The 19592-nt window shown below is 64.3% G+C and carries 19 protein-coding genes; 6 read left to right on the top strand and 13 right to left on the bottom strand.

The window, feature by feature from the left end; translation table 11 throughout:
* The first annotated feature begins 80 nt into the window (after positions 1-80).
* Genes P9228_RS12410 through P9228_RS12400 form a run of 3 tightly spaced genes read left to right on the top strand, consistent with a single transcriptional unit; the run spans position 81 to position 2285 of the window.
* Positions 81-1247 (top strand): ATP-grasp domain-containing protein, encoded by a 1167-nt coding sequence (locus tag P9228_RS12410; RefSeq protein WP_278053648.1) that lies wholly within the window; start codon positions 81-83, stop codon positions 1245-1247.
* A gap of 4 nt (positions 1248-1251) precedes the next feature.
* Positions 1252-2028, top strand: coding sequence for an alpha/beta hydrolase-fold protein (locus P9228_RS12405; RefSeq protein WP_095823306.1), 777 nt, complete (start codon positions 1252-1254; stop codon positions 2026-2028).
* Positions 2028-2285: a hypothetical protein gene (locus P9228_RS12400; RefSeq protein ID WP_179293602.1), complete on the top strand. Its 258-nt coding sequence runs from the start codon at positions 2028-2030 to the stop codon at positions 2283-2285. Before P9228_RS12405 ends, P9228_RS12400 begins: the two co-directional genes overlap by 1 nt.
* On the opposite strand, the gene P9228_RS12395 is transcribed toward P9228_RS12400, so the two are convergent.
* The 5 genes from P9228_RS12395 to P9228_RS12375 all read right to left on the bottom strand — a co-directional run bounded on the left by P9228_RS12395 (position 2279) and on the right by P9228_RS12375 (position 5931).
* Positions 2279-3031, bottom strand: coding sequence for an SDR family NAD(P)-dependent oxidoreductase (locus P9228_RS12395; RefSeq protein WP_278054066.1), 753 nt, complete (start codon positions 3029-3031; stop codon positions 2279-2281). The two genes, P9228_RS12400 and P9228_RS12395, sit on opposite strands and share 7 nt — an antisense overlap.
* 52 nt (positions 3032-3083) lie before the next feature.
* Positions 3084-4187, bottom strand: a complete 1104-nt coding sequence (locus P9228_RS12390) for an AbrB family transcriptional regulator (RefSeq protein ID WP_095801703.1) — start codon at positions 4185-4187, stop codon at positions 3084-3086.
* Positions 4188-4263: 76 nt separating this feature from the next.
* The gene (locus tag P9228_RS12385; RefSeq protein ID WP_095823304.1) at positions 4264-4575 is read right to left on the bottom strand and encodes a putative quinol monooxygenase; all 312 of its coding nucleotides are present in this window, start codon (positions 4573-4575) and stop codon (positions 4264-4266) included.
* A 52-nt stretch (positions 4576-4627) separates the two neighbouring features.
* Positions 4628-5413 (bottom strand): SDR family oxidoreductase, encoded by a 786-nt coding sequence (locus tag P9228_RS12380; protein WP_095823303.1) that lies wholly within the window; start codon positions 5411-5413, stop codon positions 4628-4630.
* Between the two features lie 83 nt (positions 5414-5496).
* On the bottom strand, positions 5497-5931 hold the full coding sequence (locus P9228_RS12375) for a DsrE family protein (RefSeq protein ID WP_278053646.1): 435 nt from the start codon (positions 5929-5931) through the stop codon (positions 5497-5499).
* A 107-nt stretch (positions 5932-6038) separates the two neighbouring features.
* Here P9228_RS12375 and P9228_RS12370 point away from each other — a divergent pair, with 107 nt between their 5' ends.
* The gene (locus P9228_RS12370; protein ID WP_278053645.1) at positions 6039-7121 is read left to right on the top strand and encodes a hypothetical protein; all 1083 of its coding nucleotides are present in this window, start codon (positions 6039-6041) and stop codon (positions 7119-7121) included.
* Between the two features lie 262 nt (positions 7122-7383).
* On the opposite strand, the gene P9228_RS12365 is transcribed toward P9228_RS12370, so the two are convergent.
* From P9228_RS12365 to P9228_RS12345, 5 genes are all read right to left on the bottom strand, one after another.
* The gene (locus P9228_RS12365; protein WP_095801702.1) at positions 7384-8331 is read right to left on the bottom strand and encodes a cation diffusion facilitator family transporter; all 948 of its coding nucleotides are present in this window, start codon (positions 8329-8331) and stop codon (positions 7384-7386) included.
* A gap of 5 nt (positions 8332-8336) precedes the next feature.
* Positions 8337-10526, bottom strand: coding sequence for an anthranilate synthase (locus P9228_RS12360; protein WP_095801838.1), 2190 nt, complete (start codon positions 10524-10526; stop codon positions 8337-8339).
* A 235-nt stretch (positions 10527-10761) separates the two neighbouring features.
* Positions 10762-11817 carry a succinylglutamate desuccinylase/aspartoacylase family protein gene (locus P9228_RS12355; RefSeq protein WP_278053643.1) on the bottom strand — a complete coding sequence of 352 codons (1056 nt, stop codon included), beginning with the start codon at positions 11815-11817 and terminating at the stop codon, positions 10762-10764.
* Positions 11818-11971: 154 nt separating this feature from the next.
* Entirely contained in the window at positions 11972-13348 is a 1377-nt protein-coding gene (locus P9228_RS12350) for an FAD-containing oxidoreductase (RefSeq protein WP_127245995.1), read from the bottom strand.
* A complete protein-coding gene (locus P9228_RS12345; RefSeq protein ID WP_067327104.1) occupies positions 13345-13806 on the bottom strand; it encodes a DUF4126 domain-containing protein in 462 nt (153 codons plus the stop codon). Before P9228_RS12345 ends, P9228_RS12350 begins: the two co-directional genes overlap by 4 nt.
* A gap of 133 nt (positions 13807-13939) precedes the next feature.
* Here P9228_RS12345 and P9228_RS12340 point away from each other — a divergent pair, with 133 nt between their 5' ends.
* Positions 13940-14497 (top strand): sugar O-acetyltransferase, encoded by a 558-nt coding sequence (locus tag P9228_RS12340; RefSeq protein ID WP_127245994.1) that lies wholly within the window; start codon positions 13940-13942, stop codon positions 14495-14497.
* Here the strand turns inward: P9228_RS12340 and P9228_RS12335 are convergent.
* A complete protein-coding gene (locus P9228_RS12335; RefSeq protein ID WP_278053641.1) occupies positions 14484-15467 on the bottom strand; it encodes a helix-turn-helix domain-containing protein in 984 nt (327 codons plus the stop codon). The genes P9228_RS12340 and P9228_RS12335 overlap by 14 nt on opposite strands.
* A 127-nt stretch (positions 15468-15594) precedes the next feature.
* Between P9228_RS12335 and P9228_RS12330 the strand changes: the two genes are divergently transcribed.
* Positions 15595-16236 (top strand): cysteine hydrolase family protein, encoded by a 642-nt coding sequence (locus tag P9228_RS12330; protein WP_278053639.1) that lies wholly within the window; start codon positions 15595-15597, stop codon positions 16234-16236.
* Between the two features lie 174 nt (positions 16237-16410).
* Here P9228_RS12330 and P9228_RS12325 read toward each other — a convergent pair whose 3' ends face one another.
* Both P9228_RS12325 and P9228_RS12320 read right to left on the bottom strand, forming a co-directional pair.
* A complete protein-coding gene (locus tag P9228_RS12325; RefSeq protein ID WP_278053637.1) occupies positions 16411-18090 on the bottom strand; it encodes a formate--tetrahydrofolate ligase in 1680 nt (559 codons plus the stop codon).
* A 376-nt stretch (positions 18091-18466) separates the two neighbouring features.
* Entirely contained in the window at positions 18467-19591 is a 1125-nt protein-coding gene (locus tag P9228_RS12320) for a DUF2333 family protein (protein WP_067326471.1), read from the bottom strand.
* Position 19592 lies beyond the last annotated feature (1 nt).

The raw sequence follows: 19592 nt of genomic DNA, 5'->3' as shown, positions 1-19592 counted from the left end.
CTTTGGCGCGGCTCTTCCCCGCATCAGCCAAATGCGCCACACTCGCCTCCGGAGGACCTGATCCGAGGGGGAGGTCGTGCATGAATTTCATGTTCTTCTCGCCGCATTTTCCGGGCAACGGCGCCGATTTCTGCGACCGGCTGAAGAAGGCCGGCGCTACCGTGCTCGGCATCGGCGACGCGCCCTATGAGACGCTGAGCAGCAAGCTCAAGGCGGCGCTTTCGGAATATTATCGGGTCGCGGACATGGAGAACTACGATGCCGTATTCCGGGCGATGGGCCATTTCATCCACAAATGGGGCCGCATCGACCGCTTCGAGTCGTTGAACGAGCACTGGCTGGAGCTCGAGGCCAATATCCGCACCGACTTCAACATCTTCGGCACCAAGCTCGACTTCGTGAAGAATTTGAAGCGCAAGAGCCGCATGCGGGCCTTCTTTCGCAAGAGCGGCGTCGAGACAATCCCGCAACGCAAATGCTCCGATCGGGCCGGCGCCATGACCTTCATCCGCCGGGTCGGCTATCCGGTGGTGGTGAAACCGGATTCGGGCTCCGGCGCCTCGAACACGTTCAAGATCTCCAACGCGAAGGAGCTCGATCAGTTCTTCAAGGACAAGCCCGAAGGCGTGGCCTTCGTCATGGAGCAGTTCATCGAGGGGCTGGTGGTGACCTTCGACGGGCTGGTCAACCGCGACGGCGAGGTGGTGCTGGCGGCGAGCCACCGCTACGACCAGAGCGTCATGGAGGTGGTCAACCGCGACCGCCATATGAGCTACACCTGCTTCCCCGAGATTACGCCCGCGGTCGAGGAGGCAGGCCGCAAGATCCTGAAGGCGTTCGACGTACGCGAGCGCTTCTTCCACATCGAACTGTTCGAGACCAGGGACAAGCGCATCATTGCGCTGGAGGTCAACATGCGGCCGCCAGGCGCCTGGATGACGGATGCGATCAACTACACTTTCGACATCGACGTCTATGCCGAATGGGCCAACATGGTGGTGAAGGACGCGGCCGGCGGGCCCTACAAGGGCAAGTATTTCACGGCCTATGCCAGCCGCAAGCGACACCTCGACTATTTGCACAGCCATGAGGACGTGCTAGCCGCCCACGGCGACAAGATCGTCCACCATCAGGCCATCGAAGAGGTTTTCAGCCGCGCCATGGGGAACTACGCCTACCAGATGCGCTCGAAGGACCAGAAGGCGCTGCGTCAGGCGGTCGACTATATCCACGCGGAAAAGGCGTGAGCCGATGGACGTCTCCTATCACAAGGCCCATGCCCGCAATCTCGGCCGCGACATGGAATACAAGCGCTACGGCCATGCCGGGCGGCCGGTGGTGGTGTTTCCCACCTCGCAGGGGCGTTTTTACCAGTTCGAGGATTCGGGAGGCGTCGCAGCACTCGCCGAATTCGTCGACACCGGCCGCATCCAGCTGTTCACGCTCGACGGCATCGATTCGGAATCCTTCTTCGACAAGCATGGCGATCCCGTCAGTCGCATCGCCCGCCACGAAGCCTATTTCCGCTATGTGCGCGAGGAGGCGCTGCCGGAGCTGCAGGCGGTTGCCGCCAAGGCCAATGGCGGACGCGCCCTCAAGCCGCTGTTCTGCGGCTGCTCGATGGGCGGCTACCACTCGTCGAATTTCGTGTTCCGCTTTCCGGAGCTAGCGAGCGGCGTGATCTCGCTATCCGGCGTCTATTCGACCCGCGACTTTTTCGGTCGGACGCTGGAGGGCAGCATCTTCTACAATTCGCCGCTCGACTATCTGCCGGGCATCGTCGACCAGAAGCTGCTCGGGCGGCTGAGGGCGCTGAGGCTGATCTTCTGCTGCGGGCAGGGCGCCTGGGAAGAACGAATGCTCGTCGAAACGCGCGAACTGGAGCAGGTGCTGCGCGAGAAATCCATTGCGGCCTGGGTCGACTATTGGGGCGGCGACGTCAGCCACGACTGGCCGTGGTGGCACAAGCAACTCGTCTATTTCTTTGGCCGCTGGCTCGATGACGACCTGATGCACAGGATCGACTGATGACCGCGCCCGACCCGATCCGCCGCTTGTCGAAGCCACCAATGCCGGCGACCCGGGGCCTTTCTCGAACCCTCACCGCCGATGCCTTGCTCACCTATTGGGGCCGTTCCTTCCGCGGACGCGAGCAGATCGCGCGCTGGAACCAATCCGACAGTATCGGCGTACAATCCCTTTTGATGCGCGTCGCGGGGTTGGCCGCCACCTCGGGTCATGTGGAATGGCGGCGTGGGCGCGCTGTCGCGATCCTCGCTCAGTAGGTCGCGCGCCCGCCGGACAGATCGAAGGTGGCGCCAGTGGTGAAGGAATTCTCGTCCGACAGCATGAAGGCGACCATGGCCGCAGCCTCCTCCACCTCGACGAATCGACCGCGAGGCACCTTGCTGAGCATATAGGTCACCTGGGCCTCGGTGAGCTGTTCGAGGATACGGGTGCGGGCGGGCGAGGGGGTCAACGCGTTGACGGCGATGTCGAGACCGGCGAGTTCCTTGCCGAGCGACTTGGTCAGCGCAAGCACGCCGGCTTTGGCGGCCGAATAGGCGGCGGCGTTGGGATTGCCTTCCTTGCCGGCCACGGAAGCGACATTGACGATGCGGCCGTAGTTGCGCGCGATCATGCCGGGCACCAGACGTCGGCAGCAGTAAAAGACGCCGTTGAGGTCGATTTCGATGATCTGCCGCCAGGCGGCGGGGTCATAGTCCACCACGGTCGCGGCCGGCCCGGCAATGCCGGCATTGTTGACAAGGAGATCGACAGGCCCGAGCGCCTGCTCGGTCTCGATGGCGGCGCGGTCGACGGCCTCGATCTGCGACTGGTCGCAAAGCAAGGCATCGACCCGGCCCAAGGGAGCAAGCTCGGCCACAGCGCTCGCCATCGCGGCCTGGTCGATGTCCCAGATGGCGACGCTTGCGCCCGACGACAGCAGGCGTCGGGCGACCGCAAGGCCGATGCCTTGCGCGCCGCCCGTCACGACCCCGACGCGGTTAGAGAGATCGACAGCATTCAAACGACGGTTCATGGCCAATTCCTCTGCTTCTCCATGCACTTGGTAGCGCGGATCAGTCCCTGACGTTTCGCGCCACAAGCTTGGCGACGCTTGGCCCAACAAGCAGCACGACGAGGAAACGGGCCGATTGCAGCGCCATGACGAAGGAGATGTCGACGTTCTGCGCGGCGGCGGCGATGATGGCGACGCTGTCCATGCCGCCGGGGCTGGTCGCCAGATAGGCGGTCAGCGGATCGATGCCGAGCACGCCGCTGATGACGAAAGCCATGCCGCCGCAGAAGGCGATCAGCGCTACGATCGAGGCGATGATCTGCGGCAGGGCGCGTGCCGCGTGGCGCAGGATCGGCCGGGTGAAGTTCAGCCCGATCGACCAGCCGACCATGGCGTAGCTGACGGCCAGCAGCCAGGGCGGCAATTGCATCGGCACGCTGAAGCCGAGATGGATTACCGCGCCAAAGATGAAGGTGCCAAGGAAGAAGGGCGAGGGCAGTCTGAGCAGCTTGCCGAGCAGGCCGCCGACGACCGCGATGCCAAGGGTGGCGCCAAAGGCCAATGGATCGATCGGCGGAAACCAGATGATGGGCGGCACTTCGACGCCCGACGTGTCGACCCACATCTTGGCGACGAGCGCCGCCGTCACCGAAACGAAGATGACGCGCAGATATTGCATGAAGGCGACGAGGCGCTGGTCGGCACCGAAGGCGCCGGCCATCAGCACCATGGCGGTGGCGGCGCCCGGCGAGGAACCCCAGACCGCCGTGGTGCCGGGCAGGATGCGCCAGCGACTGATCAGCCAGCCTAGCAGGCTGGAGGCGGTGAGCGTCGCCACCACCATCCCGAAGAAGAGCGCCCATTCGGCGTAGAAGACCGGAAATATGTCGACCGAGATCGAATTCGCCACCAGGCAGCCGACCACGGCCTGAGCGGAACCGAACAGCGCGCGGGGTACGCGCACCGTGGCGCCGTTGGTGCCGGCCAGGATCGCGGCAAGCATCGGGCCGATCAGCAGCGCCGCAGGCAAGGCGGCCAATTCCAGCGCGCCGGCAAAGAGCAGCGAGAGCACCACCAGCGCCAGCCACTGCTGCAGCGGGCGCAATCGCGTCATGCGTTGAACAGACGGTTGCTCCAGTGACGGTCCTTCTGATGAAGAGTCCATATCCGGCTCTTAGCCCGGGCACGGACAAATGCGAACCCATTTTCCCGCGGAAATGCCGTTGGCGACGGTCTCGCGCTCAGCTGCCCTTCTCGGGGGCCGGAAGGCCGAAGCCGCCGACAGGATGGGTCTCGACCTGGAATTCGAAGCCGGCGATGAAAGGACGCGCCCTGGCGATTGCCGCCTGGACTTCGGGCAGTTGCAGGGACGCCTTATGGCTTGCCTGATCGGTCCACACTTCGGTGACCCAGATCGCGTCGGCATCGGCCGGGTCGGTGGCGATGATGTAGCTCAGGCAGCCGGGCAGCGCACCGGTCGTCTCACGCAGCACGTCCATGACTGCATCGCGCTGGCCGCGTGCCGCCCGCATCTTGCCGATCAGTCCGAACATTCCCTTCCTCTCCCTCCAGGTTGCACGCTGAGCTGAGTATGCAATCGCCAGCTCACGGCATCAACTGGCCACCATTGACCTCGATCACCTGGCCGATGATGTAGCCGCTCAAGAGGTCGGAAGACAGGAACAGGTAAGCGCCGACGCAATCTTCGGCCCTTCCGGCGCGACCCTGCGGAATGGTGGCGACCATGCCCTTCATCTGCTCGGCGGTGGAATAGCGCTCGTGGAACGGGGTCAGGATGGTGCCGGGCGCCACGGCGTTGACGCGGATGCCGAAGCCGATCAGCTCCTTGGCCATGCCGCGCGTCACGTTGGAGACGAAGGCCTTGGACGAGCCATAGAGGCCGGCGCCGCCGCCGGCGCCGTTGCGGGCGGCGATCGAGGTGGTGTTGATGATGAAGCCGCCCTGGCGCTTCAGCCATGGGATCGCTCTGCGCGAGGCCGTCAGCACCGAGCGCGCGTTGAGATCCATCACCGCATCGTAGTGGGCCTCGGTCTGCTCGGCATAGGCAACGCGGCCGAGCATGCCGCCGGCATTGTTGACCAGCCCGTCGAGCCGGCCGAAATGTTCAGCGCTCCCCTCGACCACGCGCTCGACGTCGGCGGGAACCGAAAAATCGCCCTGCGTCAAGAACACCTCGCCGCCGTCGTCGCGGATGGTTTTGGCGAGCTCTTCGGCAGCTTCCCGGCTTGAGTTGTAATGCAGCGCAACGCGGCATTTCTGCCGGGCATAGGCGAGGGCGAGGGCTGCTCCGATCCCGGTCGACGCGCCGGTGACCAGCACCGCCTTGCCGGCAAGATCGGGAATGACAAGCGTGGTCGGGTCAGTTGGCACGTCGATATCTCCAGGATTGCGCTGGCAATTGGTAGACGCTTCCCGGCCAGGTGTTCAAGTCAAGGCAAGATCAGGGCGCGAATTCAGGGCCGCAGATAGACATAGCCCTGGCGCTGCAGCTCCGCGAGCTTGACCACGCCGCCTTTCTCCGCGACCTGGAAGCCGGCAAGCAGGTCGGTCAGTGCGATGTCCATGCCATGCATGGTGTTGCTGCAGGCCTGCGGAACAAGTCCCTGCTGGACGAGGCCGGCAAAGCGGCTGGAGGTCGCGCCGGAAGCGCTCTTTGACTTGAAGGCCGCAAGCGCCGGCCCGTGGACGACCAGCACGACCTCGACATTGCCGCCGGTGCCCTCATAGTGGTTCTTGATGTTGCCGAGGACCAAGTTGACCTTCTCGGCGTCGCTGAGATGGTAGGCGACCTTCAGCCTGTCCTCGCCGGTGCCGGCGCTCGCCTGGCGAAGACCGAAAAAACCGGCCGCTCCGGCAAGACCGGCGCTGAAAACGTCACGGCGCAGCATCGCATCCTCCTCGATCCGGCGGCCCTCGCAAGTTTGCGTGGCCCAGCCTTCGTGCCTAGACTAGCATGAATCGCAATCACGTCTTGTCGGTGCGAGGAGAGGATCACATGACGTCGAGGATGGTGGCAGGCGCGATGCTGGGTGCCGCGCTGTTCTTTGTCGGCGGGACGCTCGCAGATGATGCCCCCAAGCTGACCGAACTCAGCCCGAGCGGCGCCGACGTCTGCTTCGGCCGGGTCTATGATGCCGCCCATCTCAAGGTGCATCCGCACCAGAAGGTGGCGCGCATCTTCTTCTACCATGGCCATGATCCGGTCGGCCGGCCGAACGAGGAGCCGAGCTCGATGTCCGACGCCGCCTATAACGGCTTTCTCACCACCACGGTGCGCGGCGCCAAGAAGCCGGAATGGGCGGCTGCCTGGTGCAACAAGGAGGATCCGAGCGACAAGGCGAGCGGCATCCGCTGCGGCATGGAATGCGACCGCACGCTCGCCTCGCTGAAGGTCGACGACAAGGGCCGGCTGATCCTCTCCAACGTGCAGCCTGACGTCTATCTCGACGCCGGCGCGGAGGAGGATCTCGGCAAGGCGAAATACGACGAGCAGGCGCTTGGCAGCGAAGACGACAATTTCCGTCTCGATCCGATGCCGGCCGACACCTGCAAGGCGGAGTTCTCGCGCATCGATCCGGTCGATCCGGCGCTCGGGGCTCCGCTGCGCGAGCGGCTGAAGCCGGATCAGCCCTTCTGCTACGGCCGCGACTATGATGACGCGCATCTGAAATCCCATCCCGACCAGATGACGCAGTCGATCCGCGTCTTCCGCGGGCCGATCGAGCTTGCTTCCTTCGCCGCCGGCGGCGATGCCGCCAACTGGCCAGACGGCGCCGACATCGCCATCTCGGTGACGACCAGGCAGAAAGAGGCCAAGGTTACGCAGACCTATTCCTGCCAGGGCGAGGCCGATCAGTGGCGCTGCTCGGCCAGCTCCAAGATGAGCGACTTTGCCTGCGACATCTCGCAGAAGGAGATTTTTCTCAAGCGGGGCGCCAGCGGCACGATGCTGCTGGCCAACCCCAACAATGCGCTCGCCATCGTCGACCTCTGCTCGAAGATGGCGGGCGGCAAGACCACGTCCGACGACAAGGTGTACAGACTCAATCCGATGCCGCAGTCGGCCTGCACGCCGTGAGTGTGCCACTTCGTCACTCTAAAGTGTGGCGCTTCGTCATCCTATGCGGAGCAAGGAGGGAAGCGACGCGCGCAGCCATAGGATCCATGCCGTTATGCTAAAGCGTTGAAACGGTGCAGAACTCTGCTTCGCTGCATGCTTCGGCCAAGGCCACGGCATGGATCCCAGGGGTCTCGGCGATGGAGCTTCGCTCCTGCTTCGTCCAGGGATGGCGACACCGCGGAGGCCCGGCCAATTTTCCAAGGCGTGGCTGGAAATCGCTTCAGGCGAAAGGCACCGCCGTTGTGCCTTTCGGCAGCTTCGCCTCGTCGTCCGGCTCGACATGGATGGTGACGCGCACCGAGGGGATCTCGGCCTTCAGCGCGTCCTCGATGCGGTCGCAAATGACATGGCTGGCGCCGACCGTCATGTCGGCGTCGACGACGAGGTGGAACTCGATGAAGGTCGCTCGCCCGGCGATGCGGGTTTTCAGGTCATGCACCTCCAGCGCACCCTTCGAATTGGCCGAGATGATATCGCGGATCTGCATGTGCTCCTGGGTGTCGACGGCACGATCCATCAGTCCGCTCAGCGACTCTCCGGTAAGCTTCCAGCCCTGATAGAGAATGTTCAGCGCAACAAGAAGCGCAAGCAGCGGGTCGAGGATATGCCATCCAGTCATCACCGCGGCGACAAGGCCCACGATGACGCCGACCGAGGTAAGCACGTCGGTCATGATGTGCTGGCCGTCGGCGACCAGGGCCGGCGATCGTTCGCTGCGGCCGTTGCGGATCAGCACGAATGCCCAGACGGCATTGACGAGCGCCGCGCCGGCATTGATCGCCAAGCCCTGCCAGGGCTGTTCGAGCGACGCGGGATTCTGCAGCGATTGCCACACCTTGGCGATGATCAGCAGCGCCGCAACGACGATCAGAACACCCTCGAGCACCGCAGAAAAATACTCGGCCTTGTGATGGCCGAAGGGATGGTCGCTATCGGCCGGCTTATGGCTGATGCGGATCGCCCAGAGAGCGGCTGCTGAAGTGATGACGTTGACGATGGATTCCAAAGCATCGGAATAGAGGGCCACGGAGCCGGTCATCTGCCAGGCAACGAATTTCAGCCCCATCACCAGGAAGGCGATGACGATCGACCAGAAAGCGAGGCTGGCGATCTTGCGCTTCGCGGCGGCTCTTGCGGCCGCCGTCGCCGTGTCTTCCACCGCGGCCATCGTTGCTAGGCAGCCTTTTCCTTGGCCTTGCGCGGCAGATGCGCAACGATGTTCTCGATGATGCGCATGCCGGCATTGTGGCCGAGCGTCATGATCGATTCCGGGTGGAACTGAACGGCGGCGATCGGCTCCTTGCGGTGCTCGAAGGCCATGATGACGCCGTCCTCGGTCTCGGCCGTCACCACGAAACCTTCGGGCAGACGCACCGGATCGGCGAAGATCGAATGATAGCGGCCGACGGTCACTTCCTTGGGCAGCCCCGAGAAGATGATGCCCGGCTTCGAGACACGGATGCGCGAGGGCTTGCCGTGCATCGGAATGTGCAACTGCCGCAACTCGCCGCCATAGGCTTCGGCCAGCGCCTGCAGGCCGAGACAGACGCCGAAGACCGGCAGGTCGCGGGCGCGCGCTCGTCTGATGGTCGCGGCGCAATCGAAATCCTTCGGCGTACCCGGGCCGGGGGAGAGCACGACGAGATCGGGCTTCAGCCGCTCGAACACCTCTTCCGGCACCGGCGTGCGCACGGTGGAAACAGTGGCGCCGGTCTGGCGGAAGTAGTTGGCCAGCGTGTGGACGAACGAGTCCTCGTGGTCGACGAGCAGGATGTTGACGCCGTCGCCGACGCGCGCGGTGGTGCGTTCGGTGCCTGCGGCGTTGCCGGTCTTGGCGTCGCGTATGGCGGAGAGCATGGCGGATGCCTTCAGTTCGGTTTCGGCTTCTTCTTCCTCAGGAACGCTGTCGAAAAGCAATGTGGCGCCGGCGCGCACTTCGGCGATACCGTCCTTGATGCGGATGGTGCGCAGCGTCAGCCCGGTGTTCATGTCGCCGTTGAAATTGACCATGCCGATCGCCCCGCCATACCAGGCGCGCGGGCTCTTCTCGTTCTGCTCGATGAAGCGCATGGCCCACAGCTTCGGCGCGCCGGTGACGGTGACCGCCCAGGCGTGTGACAGGAAGGCGTCGAAGGCGTCCATGCCTTCGCGCAGCCGTCCCTCGATGTGATCGACGGTGTGGATCAGGCGCGAATACATCTCGATCTGGCGGCGGCCGATGACGCGCACCGAGCCCGGCTCGCAGACGCGCGACTTGTCGTTGCGGTCGACGTCCGAGCACATGGTGAGCTCGGACTCGTCCTTCTTGGAGTTGAGCAGCTTGAGGATCTGCTCGCTGTCGGAGATGGCGTCGTCGCCGCGCTTGATGGTGCCGGAGATAGGGCAGGTCTCGACCCGACGGCCGTTGACGCGCACGAACATCTCCGGCGAGGCGCCGATCAGATACTCGTTTTCACCGAGATTGATGAAGAAGGAATAGGGAGAGGGGTTGATCGACTTCAGCTTGCGGGAAATGTCGGAGGGCTGGGTCTCGCAACGCTCGTAGAACATCTGTCCAGGCACGACCTCGAACAGGTCGCCGCGCTTGAAGCTCTCCATCGCCCGGCGCACCAAATTGGCATATTCGCCGGGTTCGTGATCGCCGCGCGGCGGGATGCGGTCGGCGGTCCTGAACGGCTCGACATGAGCATCGCGGGCCAAGCCTTCCGTGGAAAACCCTTCGCCGGAATAGTCGTAGCGGTCGGTCCAGGCCTTGGTCGAATAGTGGTCGACGACGAGGATCTCGTCGGGCAGGAACAGCACCAGGTCGCGCTGGCTCTGCTTACGCTCGAGCTTGTAGTCGACCGGGTCGAACTGGAAGGCGAGATCGTAGCCGAAGGCGCCGTAAAGGCCGAGATTGGCGTCCTCGGCAGTCTTGAACAAAGCCGTGATGGCGCGCAGCACCGTGAAGACGGACGGCACGCGGCTGCGCTCTTCCTCGGTGAAGACGCGGCCGGGCTTGGCGACATCGAGGCGGATCAGCTTTTTCGAGCTCTCGGCAATCGCCACCTCGCTCAGCTCGCCAAGCGCCTTGCCGATCACCGGCAGCAGCACTTCGCCGCGCTGGTTGAGCGCCTCGATGCGCATGGCGCGGCCGCGCGCCGAGATCACCAGCGGCGGATCGATGATGGCCGTGTCCCAGCGCGTGTAACGGCCCGGATATTCGTAGTTCGAGGAGAACACCGCGCCGCGGCGGGAATTCAGGCCGTCGACATAGGCGTCAATCGCGCCTTCATAGGGCTGGTCATGGCGTTCGCGGGTGATCGTCACCCCGCCCGCGGTGACGAAGCGCTCCGCCCCGTTGTCCAGAACTGTAGTCGTCATTGCCGTCTCCATCAGCGTTTTGGGCAACGGACCCGGGAATGGCTTGGAAAAACAAATGGCCGCCCGGACATTCCGCTGCGGCCACCCTCATTTTCACGCATGCGCGTTCGAACCGGCCGCTGTCAGCGAGCCCACCACCAAATGGTCTTGTTCGAACGCATGTTCATGGCGACTCCCATAGCGGCGAATGACGGCCCGCGCAACTGGATTTCACGCGAACGGTAAAGCCGGCCCGTCAGTCCTCCAGCGTGCCGGAGCGCGCGTCGGCGCTCCTCTTGTCGCCGGCAAGCTTCAAAAGATCCTCGCCGGCGCGGATGATGCGGCGCGAACGACGGGTCAGGATGAAACCCGACTGGGGCGCGAACACCTCGGTGCGGCCGCCGGCTTCGCCGGGCGCATGGACGATCGTCGCCAGCCGGTCGCCCTTGTTGACGCGGTCGCCGGGCTTGACGTCGTAAAGGATGGCGCCGGCCTTGGGCGAAGGCATCATCTCGATGTTTTCCAGCGGTACGACGGCGCCGGAGAAGCTGCTCGCCTTCGGGACGGAAGGGTCCTGGATGACGCCGCGCGTCACCAGCAAGCGGTAGAGGCCGGCGGCATCGGAGGCGGCCAAGCCGCTGTCGACATCCAGCATGCCGCGATATTCGACCGTGGTGGCGACGCGCCGGTCGAAGCGCGCGACGCTCGCAGGCACATTTTGATAGGGCATGATCGAGGCGCCCTCGAAGGTGCCGCTACTGTCCTCGCTCCACAGCAGGACGGCATCGATGCCCATCGCAGCCGCGCAGTCGGCCATATGCGGCCACAGGCTGGTGTGGATGTAGAGATAGGCAAGGCCTTCATCGTCGCAGTGGAGATCGAGCACGATGTCGTTGCCGAGCGAGAGTTCGACGAGCCGCTTCTTCAGCCGGCGGTCGGCGCCGCCGAGGTTGACATCTGCTAAAAGCCTGGCGTCCGGCGCGGCAAGCAGCGGGAAGGCACGGTTGAAGTTGGTGCGGGTGCCGAGATTGAAGCGGCCCTGGTGCTCGCCGAAATGGTATTGCGCCCGACCGATTGGATTGGCCCAGGGCACCAACGTGATGGCGCCTCTAATGCGGCCTTCCGCTTCCGCCTTGGCAAGCATCGGCATCAGCGCGTCGATGGCGACGACACCCGGCAATTCTCCGGCATGAAGCGCCGCCTGCAGATAGGCCGAGGGCGCCGCCTTGTCCGTGCCCTCGAAGCGGAAAACCGGGAATTCATAAGCAACGCCTTCGCTGTCGCCTGCGATGCGCTCGATGGTCTTTTGCATGGAGTTCCTCCGGTGGGTGGCCAGACATGCATGGTTGCGGCCAGGGTGTCAGTGGTCCAGCCCGCCCGCGCGATAGGCGCAAGCCGATCGTCGGACGCCTTGAGCACTGTTTTGCCAAGACCGAGAGGCCCCGACGTGGAGCGGCGATCTGCCGTTACGCCAGCGGCTTCAAGTCCTGGGCGATGGTCGGCAGAAGCTCCGAGACGTTGGGGTGGATGTGCATGGCACGCGCCAGCGTCGAGATCGGCGCCTTGGCATACATCAGGTCGAGCACTGAGTGGATCGCCTCGTCGCCGCCCGGTCCGAGCACCGAACAGCCGAGGATCTCGCCGGTGTCGGCGTCGGCCAGGATCTTCATGAAGCCTTGCGTCTCGCCCTTTTCGACGGCGCGGCCGACACGGGTCATCGGCCGCTGGCCGACAAGCGCGCGGCGGCCGGATTTCTTGACAGCGGTCTCGGTCATGCCGCAGCGGCCGAGCGGCGGATCGATGTAAAGCGCATAGGCCTCGATGCGATCGGTGACCTTGCGCGGATCGTTGTCGAGCAGATTGGCGGCGACGATCTCGTAGTCGTTGTAGGAGGTGTGGGTGAAAGCGCCCTTGCCGTTGCAGTCGCCCATGGCCCAGATGCCGGGCACATTGGTGCGCAAGTGGTCGTCGACGACGATGTAGCCGCGCTTGTCGACCTCGACGCCGGCCTTGTCGAGGCCGAGGTCGTCGGTGTTGGGGACGCGGCCGAGCGCCAGCAGCACATGCGAGCCGACCGCCGGCGGCTTGCCGGCAGAGAAGGTCACGGCGATACCGTTGCCCTGCCTGGCAAAGCCGATGTCCTCGGCGCCGACATGGACGGTGATGCCTTCGTTTTCGAGGATCGACTGGATCGCGGCCGAGACGTCCTCGTCCTCGCGGCCCGTCAGCCGCGGCGCTTTCTCGATCACCGTGACCTCGGAGCCGAAACGGCGGAACATCTGGGCGAATTCGAGCGAGATATAGCTGCCGCCGACGACGACCAGATGGCTGGGCAGCACATCGAGATCCATCATCGAGGAGTTGGTGAGATAGGGGACGTCGTTGACGCCGGGCAGGTCCGGCACGGAGGCGCGGCCGCCGGTGTTGAGGAAGATTTTTGGCGCGGTCAGCAGGTCGTCGGCGACGCGCACTGTATTAGCGGATTCGAACCTGGCATGGCCGCGATAAAGCGTGCAGCCCTTCATCCCCGCGATCCAGCTTTCGAGATTGCCGCGGGCATCGTTGGTCACCTTGTCCTTGCGTGCCTTGATCCTTTGATAGTCGACCCCGACCGGACCGGAGAGCGCGACGCCATAGTCGGCGGCGCGGCGGGCAAGATGCGCGGCGTAGGCGCTCGCCACCATCGCCTTGGTCGGCATGCAGCCGGTGTTGACGCAGGTTCCGCCAATAAGCTTGCGCTCGATCAGCGCAACGCTCATGCCGGCGGCGTCGAGCCGGCCGGCGAGCGAAGGGCCGGCCTGGCCGGCGCCGATGACGATGGCGTCGAAGTTTTTCGCGCTCATGCGACCGCCGCCACGATCAGCAGGCCGCCGATGATCGCCACCGCGTCCTCGATGAAGGCGGCGGGCGGATCCTTGCCGAAGGCGGCAGCCATCCTGGCGCGTGCTTCCGCGCCGCCCAGCGTGCCGATCACCGCGCCGATCGCGCCGGCGATGAGGCCGCCGATGGTGGCGCCGACCGTGGCGCCGATCACCGCGCCGCAGAAGGCGCCCGTGACGATGCGCGCGCCAAACTGCTGCGGCACCTTGCGGCTCGGCGTCGACGGCAACTGGTCGGTGACAAGTTCGACAATCGCCAGGACGGTGAAGATGCCGACCGCGATCCAGTGGCCCATGAAGCTTGCCCATGTGCCGGCAACCGGGATCCAGCCGAGATACGAACCCCAGGCAACGGTCGCTGGCGCGGTCATGGCGCGAAGGCCGGCGACGACGCCAATCAGCAATGCCAGAATGTAGAGCATCATCATCCCCTCAAATTCGGAGCTCCGCACGGTTCCGCGGATGGCAAGCTAGCATAGGCCTGGCGTTTGGCCATGGGCTTTTCCGGTCGGGCGGATTGTGCTTTGGCAGCGGGACGGGAATGGAGGAGCAGCCATGACGACAAGCGAGCGCATGAAGATGGCGGCGGGTGAATGGTACAGCTGCATCGACCCGGAGCTGGAGGCGATGCGGGTGGCCGCCCGCGACGCAGTGTTCGAGCACAACAGCATGCCGCCCCGGCAGCGCGGCGACATCGGCGCGACACTGCGAGCGCTGCTCGGCGGCCTAGGCGAGGGCGCGCGCATCGAGGCGCCGTTCCACTGCGCTTACGGCTTCAACCTGTTCCTCGGCGAGGGCGCCTTCCTGAACGCCGGTTGCACCATTCTCGATGCCGCTCCGGTGAAGATCGGCAGGAGGACGCTGCTTGGCCCCAATGTGCAGATCTATTGCGCCGAGCATCACCGCGAGGCCGCCGGGCGGCTGGCCGGATTGGAGATCGCCAAATCGGTGACGATCGGCGACAACGCGTGGATCGGCGGCAGCGCGGTGATCCTCGCCGGCGTCAGCATCGGCGAAGGCGCCATCGTCGGCGCCGGCGCGGTGGTGACGCGCGACGTTCCGGCCAATGCGACCGTGGTCGGCAACCCGGCGCGGATGGTTACACGCCGCTGAGGGCGACCCGTGCGCTGCCCTTCGAGAATTCGCGCCGGTACTGCATCGGCGAGGTTCTGAGCCGTGCCGCGAAATGCTGGCGCAGCGACGTGGCGCTGCCGAAGCCGGCCTCGAAGGCCACCATGTCCATCGATTTGTCGGTCTGTTCCAGCAGCCTCTGCGCCAGCGCCAAGCGCTGTTCGGCCAGCCAACTGCCGAAGCTGGTGCCGGTCGTCTTCTGGAAGCGACGCGTGAAGGTGCGGCGATTGAGGCCAGCTGCTTCGGCGACGCTGTCCAGGGTGTGAGCTTCGCCAAGCGTTGCCCGCACCCCGTCAAGTGCCTTTGTGAACCGGTCGGCGTTTGGCGTCGGCGCGAGCGGTCGCTCGATGAACTGAGCCTGTCCACCCTGCCGGTGCGGCGACAGCACGACGTGGCGGGCGAGCCGAAGCGCTGCCTCGGCGCCGTAGCGGGCGCGCACAATGTGCAGGCAGCAGTCCAGCCCGGCGGCGACGCCGGCCGAGGTAACGATGTCGCCTTCATCGACATAGAGCACGTCGGCATCGACGGCGATATCGGGGTGCAGCGTCTGCAACTGGTCGGTATAGGCCCAATGCGTGGTGGCCTTGCGTCCCGCCAGCAGTCCGGCGGCGGCGATGGCGAAGGTGCCGAGGCAGAGGCCGACGATCAGCGCGCCGCGCTTATGTGCCCGTTCGAGCGCATGCTTGAGCGGCGCTGCCAGAGGAGCATCGAGATCTTTCCAGCTTGGGATGATGACGATGTCGGTCTGGTCGAGCGCCGAAAGATCGTGCGGGACCGAAATGCTCAAACCGGCATCGGTATGGATAGGTCCTTGCTCCGCCGCGCAAACGCGGAAGTCGAAGCGCGGCAGGCCGAGCTTGGTGCGGTCCGCGCCGAAGACCAGGCAAGGCACGGAAAGGTGGAACGGGCTGATGCCGTCGAAGGCGACGACGGCGACGATCGGATTGCGCATGGCAGACATCACCAGGTTACGGCAAAGAGTGTCCCAATTCTTTCGAATAATGTCAATTGGGCCACTTTCTGGGAATAGATGTTCGGCCTAGCTTCGCCACCTATCAACCCGCTCGAAAGGAACCGCCATGTCAGCACCAGCCACCCAGCCACGCCGCGCACTCGTCGTCGTCGATGTCCAGAACGACTACAATGGCGGCAATCTCGCCATCCAGCATCCGCCCTTCGCCGACAGCGTCGCCAACGTGGCGCGCGCCATGGACGCCGCCACTGCTGCCGGCATCAAGGTCGTTGTCGTGAAGCAGATGGCGCCGGAGATTTCGCCGATCTTCGCCAAGGGCAGCCATGGCGGCGAACTGCATCCCGAGATCGCCGGGCGCGCCCGCGACCACTATGTCGAGAAGACGCTGCCCTCCGCCTTCACAGGCACCGACCTCGAGAACTGGCTACGCGCCAACCACATCGATACGATCGCGGTCGTCGGCTACATGACGCATAATTGCGACCTGTCGACCATCATCCATGCGGTGCATTTGGGCTTTGCCGTCGAGTTCCTCTCGGATGCCAGCGGCTCGGTTCCCTACGCCAACAGCGCCGGCTACGCGTCTGCCGAAGACATCCATCGCGTGGTGAGCGTGGTGCTGCAGTCGCGCTTCGCCGCGGTGCTCAAGACCGCCGAATGGATCGATTGCCTGAAGACCGGCGCCCTGCCGGAGCGCGACACGATCTATGCGTCGAACCAGCGGGCGCTGAAGCGGAACGCTGCCTAAAGCATTCACCGTTTCACGGAAACGGCGAAATGCTCTGGCTTTTTGTTTTTGACGCAATTCCGGACGGAAAACCGCTCACACTTTTCCTGGAACTGCTCTAGCCGCACCAACGCCGAAAGAAAAAGGGCGCCGCAGCAGTGCGGCGCCCTTGGTCGTTTCAGCTCCCAACGCTGCCTAGAACAGGCCCTCGATCTGGCCCTGCTCATTGAGGAAGATCTTCTCCGAGGAGGGCGACTTGGGCAGGCCGGGCATGGTCATGATCTCGCCGCAGATGATGACGACGAAGCCGGCGCCGGCCGAGAGCCTGACCTCGCGCACCGGCACGGTATGGCCGGTCGGCGCGCCGCGCAGGTTCGGGTCGGTCGAGAAGGAGTACTGGGTCTTGGCCATGCAGACCGGCAGATTGCCGTAGCCTGCCTGTTCCCACGCATGCAACTGGTCGCGGATCGACTTGTCGGCGATCGCCTCGTCGCCGCGATAGATGCGCTTGACGATGGTGTTGACCTTCTCGAACAGCGGCATCTCGTCCGGGTAAAGTGGCGAGAACTGCGAGGCGCCGGATTCGGCGATCTCGACAACCTTCTTCGCCAGGTCCTCGATGCCGGCCGAGCCTTGAGCCCAGTGCTTGCACAGGATCGCCTCGGCGCCCTGCGCCTTGACGAAGTCCTTCATCGCCTGGATTTCGGCGTCGGTGTCGGTGGTGAAGTGGTTGATCGCCACCACCGCCGGCACGCCGAACTGCTTCACGTTCTCGATGTGACGGCCGAGGTTGAGGCAGCCCTTCTTGACCGCTTCGATGTTTTCCTTGCCGAGATCTTCCTTCTTGACGCCGCCATTCATCTTCATGGCGCGCACGGTGGCGACGATCACGGCGGCCGCCGGCTGGAGCCCGGCCTTGCGGCACTTGATGTCGAAGAATTTTTCGGCTCCCAGGTCGGCGCCGAAGCCGGCTTCGGTCACGACGTAGTCGGCAAGCTTCAGCGCCGTCGTGGTGGCGACGACCGAGTTGCAGCCATGCGCGATGTTGGCGAACGGGCCGCCATGCACGAAGGCCGGGTTGTTCTCCAGCGTCTGCACCAGGTTGGGCTGGATGGCGTCCTTCAAAAGCACGGCCATGGCGCCGTCGGCCTTGAGATCGCGGGCATAGACCGGCGACTTGTCGCGGCGGTAGGCAACGATGATGTCGCCGAGGCGCTTCTCAAGATCCTTGAGGTCGGTGGCAAGGCACAGGATCGCCATGACTTCCGAAGCGACGGTGATGTCGAAGCCTGCTTCACGGGGGAAGCCGTTGGCGGCGCCTCCCAGCGAACAGATGATCTCGCGCAGCGCCCGGTCGTTCATGTCCATGACGCGGCGCCAGGCGACGCGGCGGGTATCGATGCCGAGCTCGTTGCCCCAGTAGATGTGGTTGTCGATCAGCGCCGAAAGCAGGTTGTGGGCCGTGGTGATGGCGTGGAAGTCGCCGGTGAAGTGGAGGTTCATATCGTCCATCGGCACCACCTGGGCCAGGCCGCCGCCGGCGGCGCCACCCTTCATGCCGAAGTTCGGGCCGAGCGAGGCTTCGCGGATGCACACGATCGCCTTCTTGCCGATGCGGTTGAGGCCGTCGCCGAGGCCGACCGTGGTGGTCGTCTTGCCTTCGCCGGCCGGCGTCGGGTTGATGGCGGTGACGAGGATCAGCTTGCCGTCCTTGTTGCCCCTCACCGATTTGATGAATTCGGCCGAGACCTTCGCCTTGTCGTGGCCATAGGGCAAAAGGTGCTCGTAAGGGATGCCGATCTTGGCGCCGATCTCCTGGATCGGTTTCTTCCTGGCGGCGCGCGCGATCTCGATGTCGGACTTCACTTCGGCCATGACGGCTTTCCTCTGGATTGGGCGGTGGAGGGGAGGGGTTCGATCACTACAGCAATTCCAGGAAAAGTGTGAGACGGTCTGCCGTCCGGAATTGCGTTAAACGAGGAAACAGGGCGGTTCTGCGTTTCCGCCCGGACGCAAGGGCATGTTCTAACCCTGTCGCTGTCACGGCGTCAACTTTCATGCAACTATGTTTCCTGCGAAGAAATTATTGCGTTCCCGGCCGACCTTCCCAAGGGTCTTTGGCGCCCGGTCGTTGCGAGCGTATAGAAGCCAGAGCAGGGATCGTTCCGCCGTCTCAAAACAGCCGCGCAATGCGCGGAATGCGACAGACGCGACGGCGCAAATCCGCCACCCTCCTGCTGTGGCGGCCGCGCTATTGGCTGAGCACGTTGCTGATCTCGACCATGTTGGAGCGCACGCGCAGGATATAGAAGCCCATGGTTGTCAGATGCGTCGGCAACAGCCAGCCGTCCTCGCGGCCGTTGGCGATGATGAAGGGCTGGATGCGCAGTGCCGAGACGAATTGCGCGTCCATGGTGTCCCACAAATTCTGCAGGTGCTTTTCCTTGATCACGTCCTCGAAGTCGGCCTGCGCCGCTTTCATCAGGCCGTAATAGGCGTAGAGCTGGCCATAGGCGAACCAGAAGCGGTCGTCGGCGCGGAAGTCGAACCAGCCGTCATTATGGTTCTCGGCGCGCTCCTTCAAGATCGCGGAGGTCGAGCCGATGTCGCTGGCGATGCGGTCGATATATTGCTTCAGATTGTCGGCGCGGGCATCGAACGTCGCCTGACAGCTGGCAAGGCGAGCGTTGAAGGAGCGCAGCTTGCGCACGGCATCGCGGTAGTAGCTCGGCGTCGGTGTCTTGGGGCCGAACGGGTTGAGGCCGAAATACCAGGTCTCTTCGTCAAATTGCAGATTGCCGCGTGCATCCTGCAGGTCGGCGTCGATCTGCGAGGTGGTGCGCACGCGGCCGAGATTGTCGGCAAGCTCGGTGGCGGTGCGCCGGACCGCCTGGTTGATGCCGCGCTGGAAGGAGGCCTTGTTGTCCATCCACGGCGTATGGTCCCAGTCGATGCCGAACAAGCCGAGCTTGTAAAGGATCATCGAGGAGACCCAGGCATTCTGGTTGACGTTGAAGTCCGTCAGATCGGCAGCCACCTGGGCTATCCCTGAGTTGCCGCAGGTCTTGGCGGTGTCGGTGCCAGCGCCGGCGGAGACCTGCTCGCCGGCCGAGACGCTGCGCTTCTCGAAGGTGTATTTGTCGGGATAGTTCGGGTCGAAATTGTTCCACCACTGGGTGGCGTAGAAGAAGTTGGCGTAAAGGCCGATCAAAACCAGCAAGGCAAGGCCGACCACCGCCTTCAGGATCCAGCCGCGCTGGCCGTACCAGCGGCCGGCCCATATGAACGGCCAGAGAATAATGCCGACGACGAAGCCTATGCCGCGGCCGATCCACTGGAAAATCCGGGTGAAGAAATTCACGATCGGATCAAGCATG

The organism is Mesorhizobium sp. WSM4898 (genome assembly GCF_029625845.1).
Taxonomy (GTDB): Bacteria; Pseudomonadota; Alphaproteobacteria; order Rhizobiales; family Rhizobiaceae; genus Mesorhizobium.
Note: the sequence above shows the minus strand (reverse complement) of the source record. Positions and strands in the feature narration are given on the sequence as shown.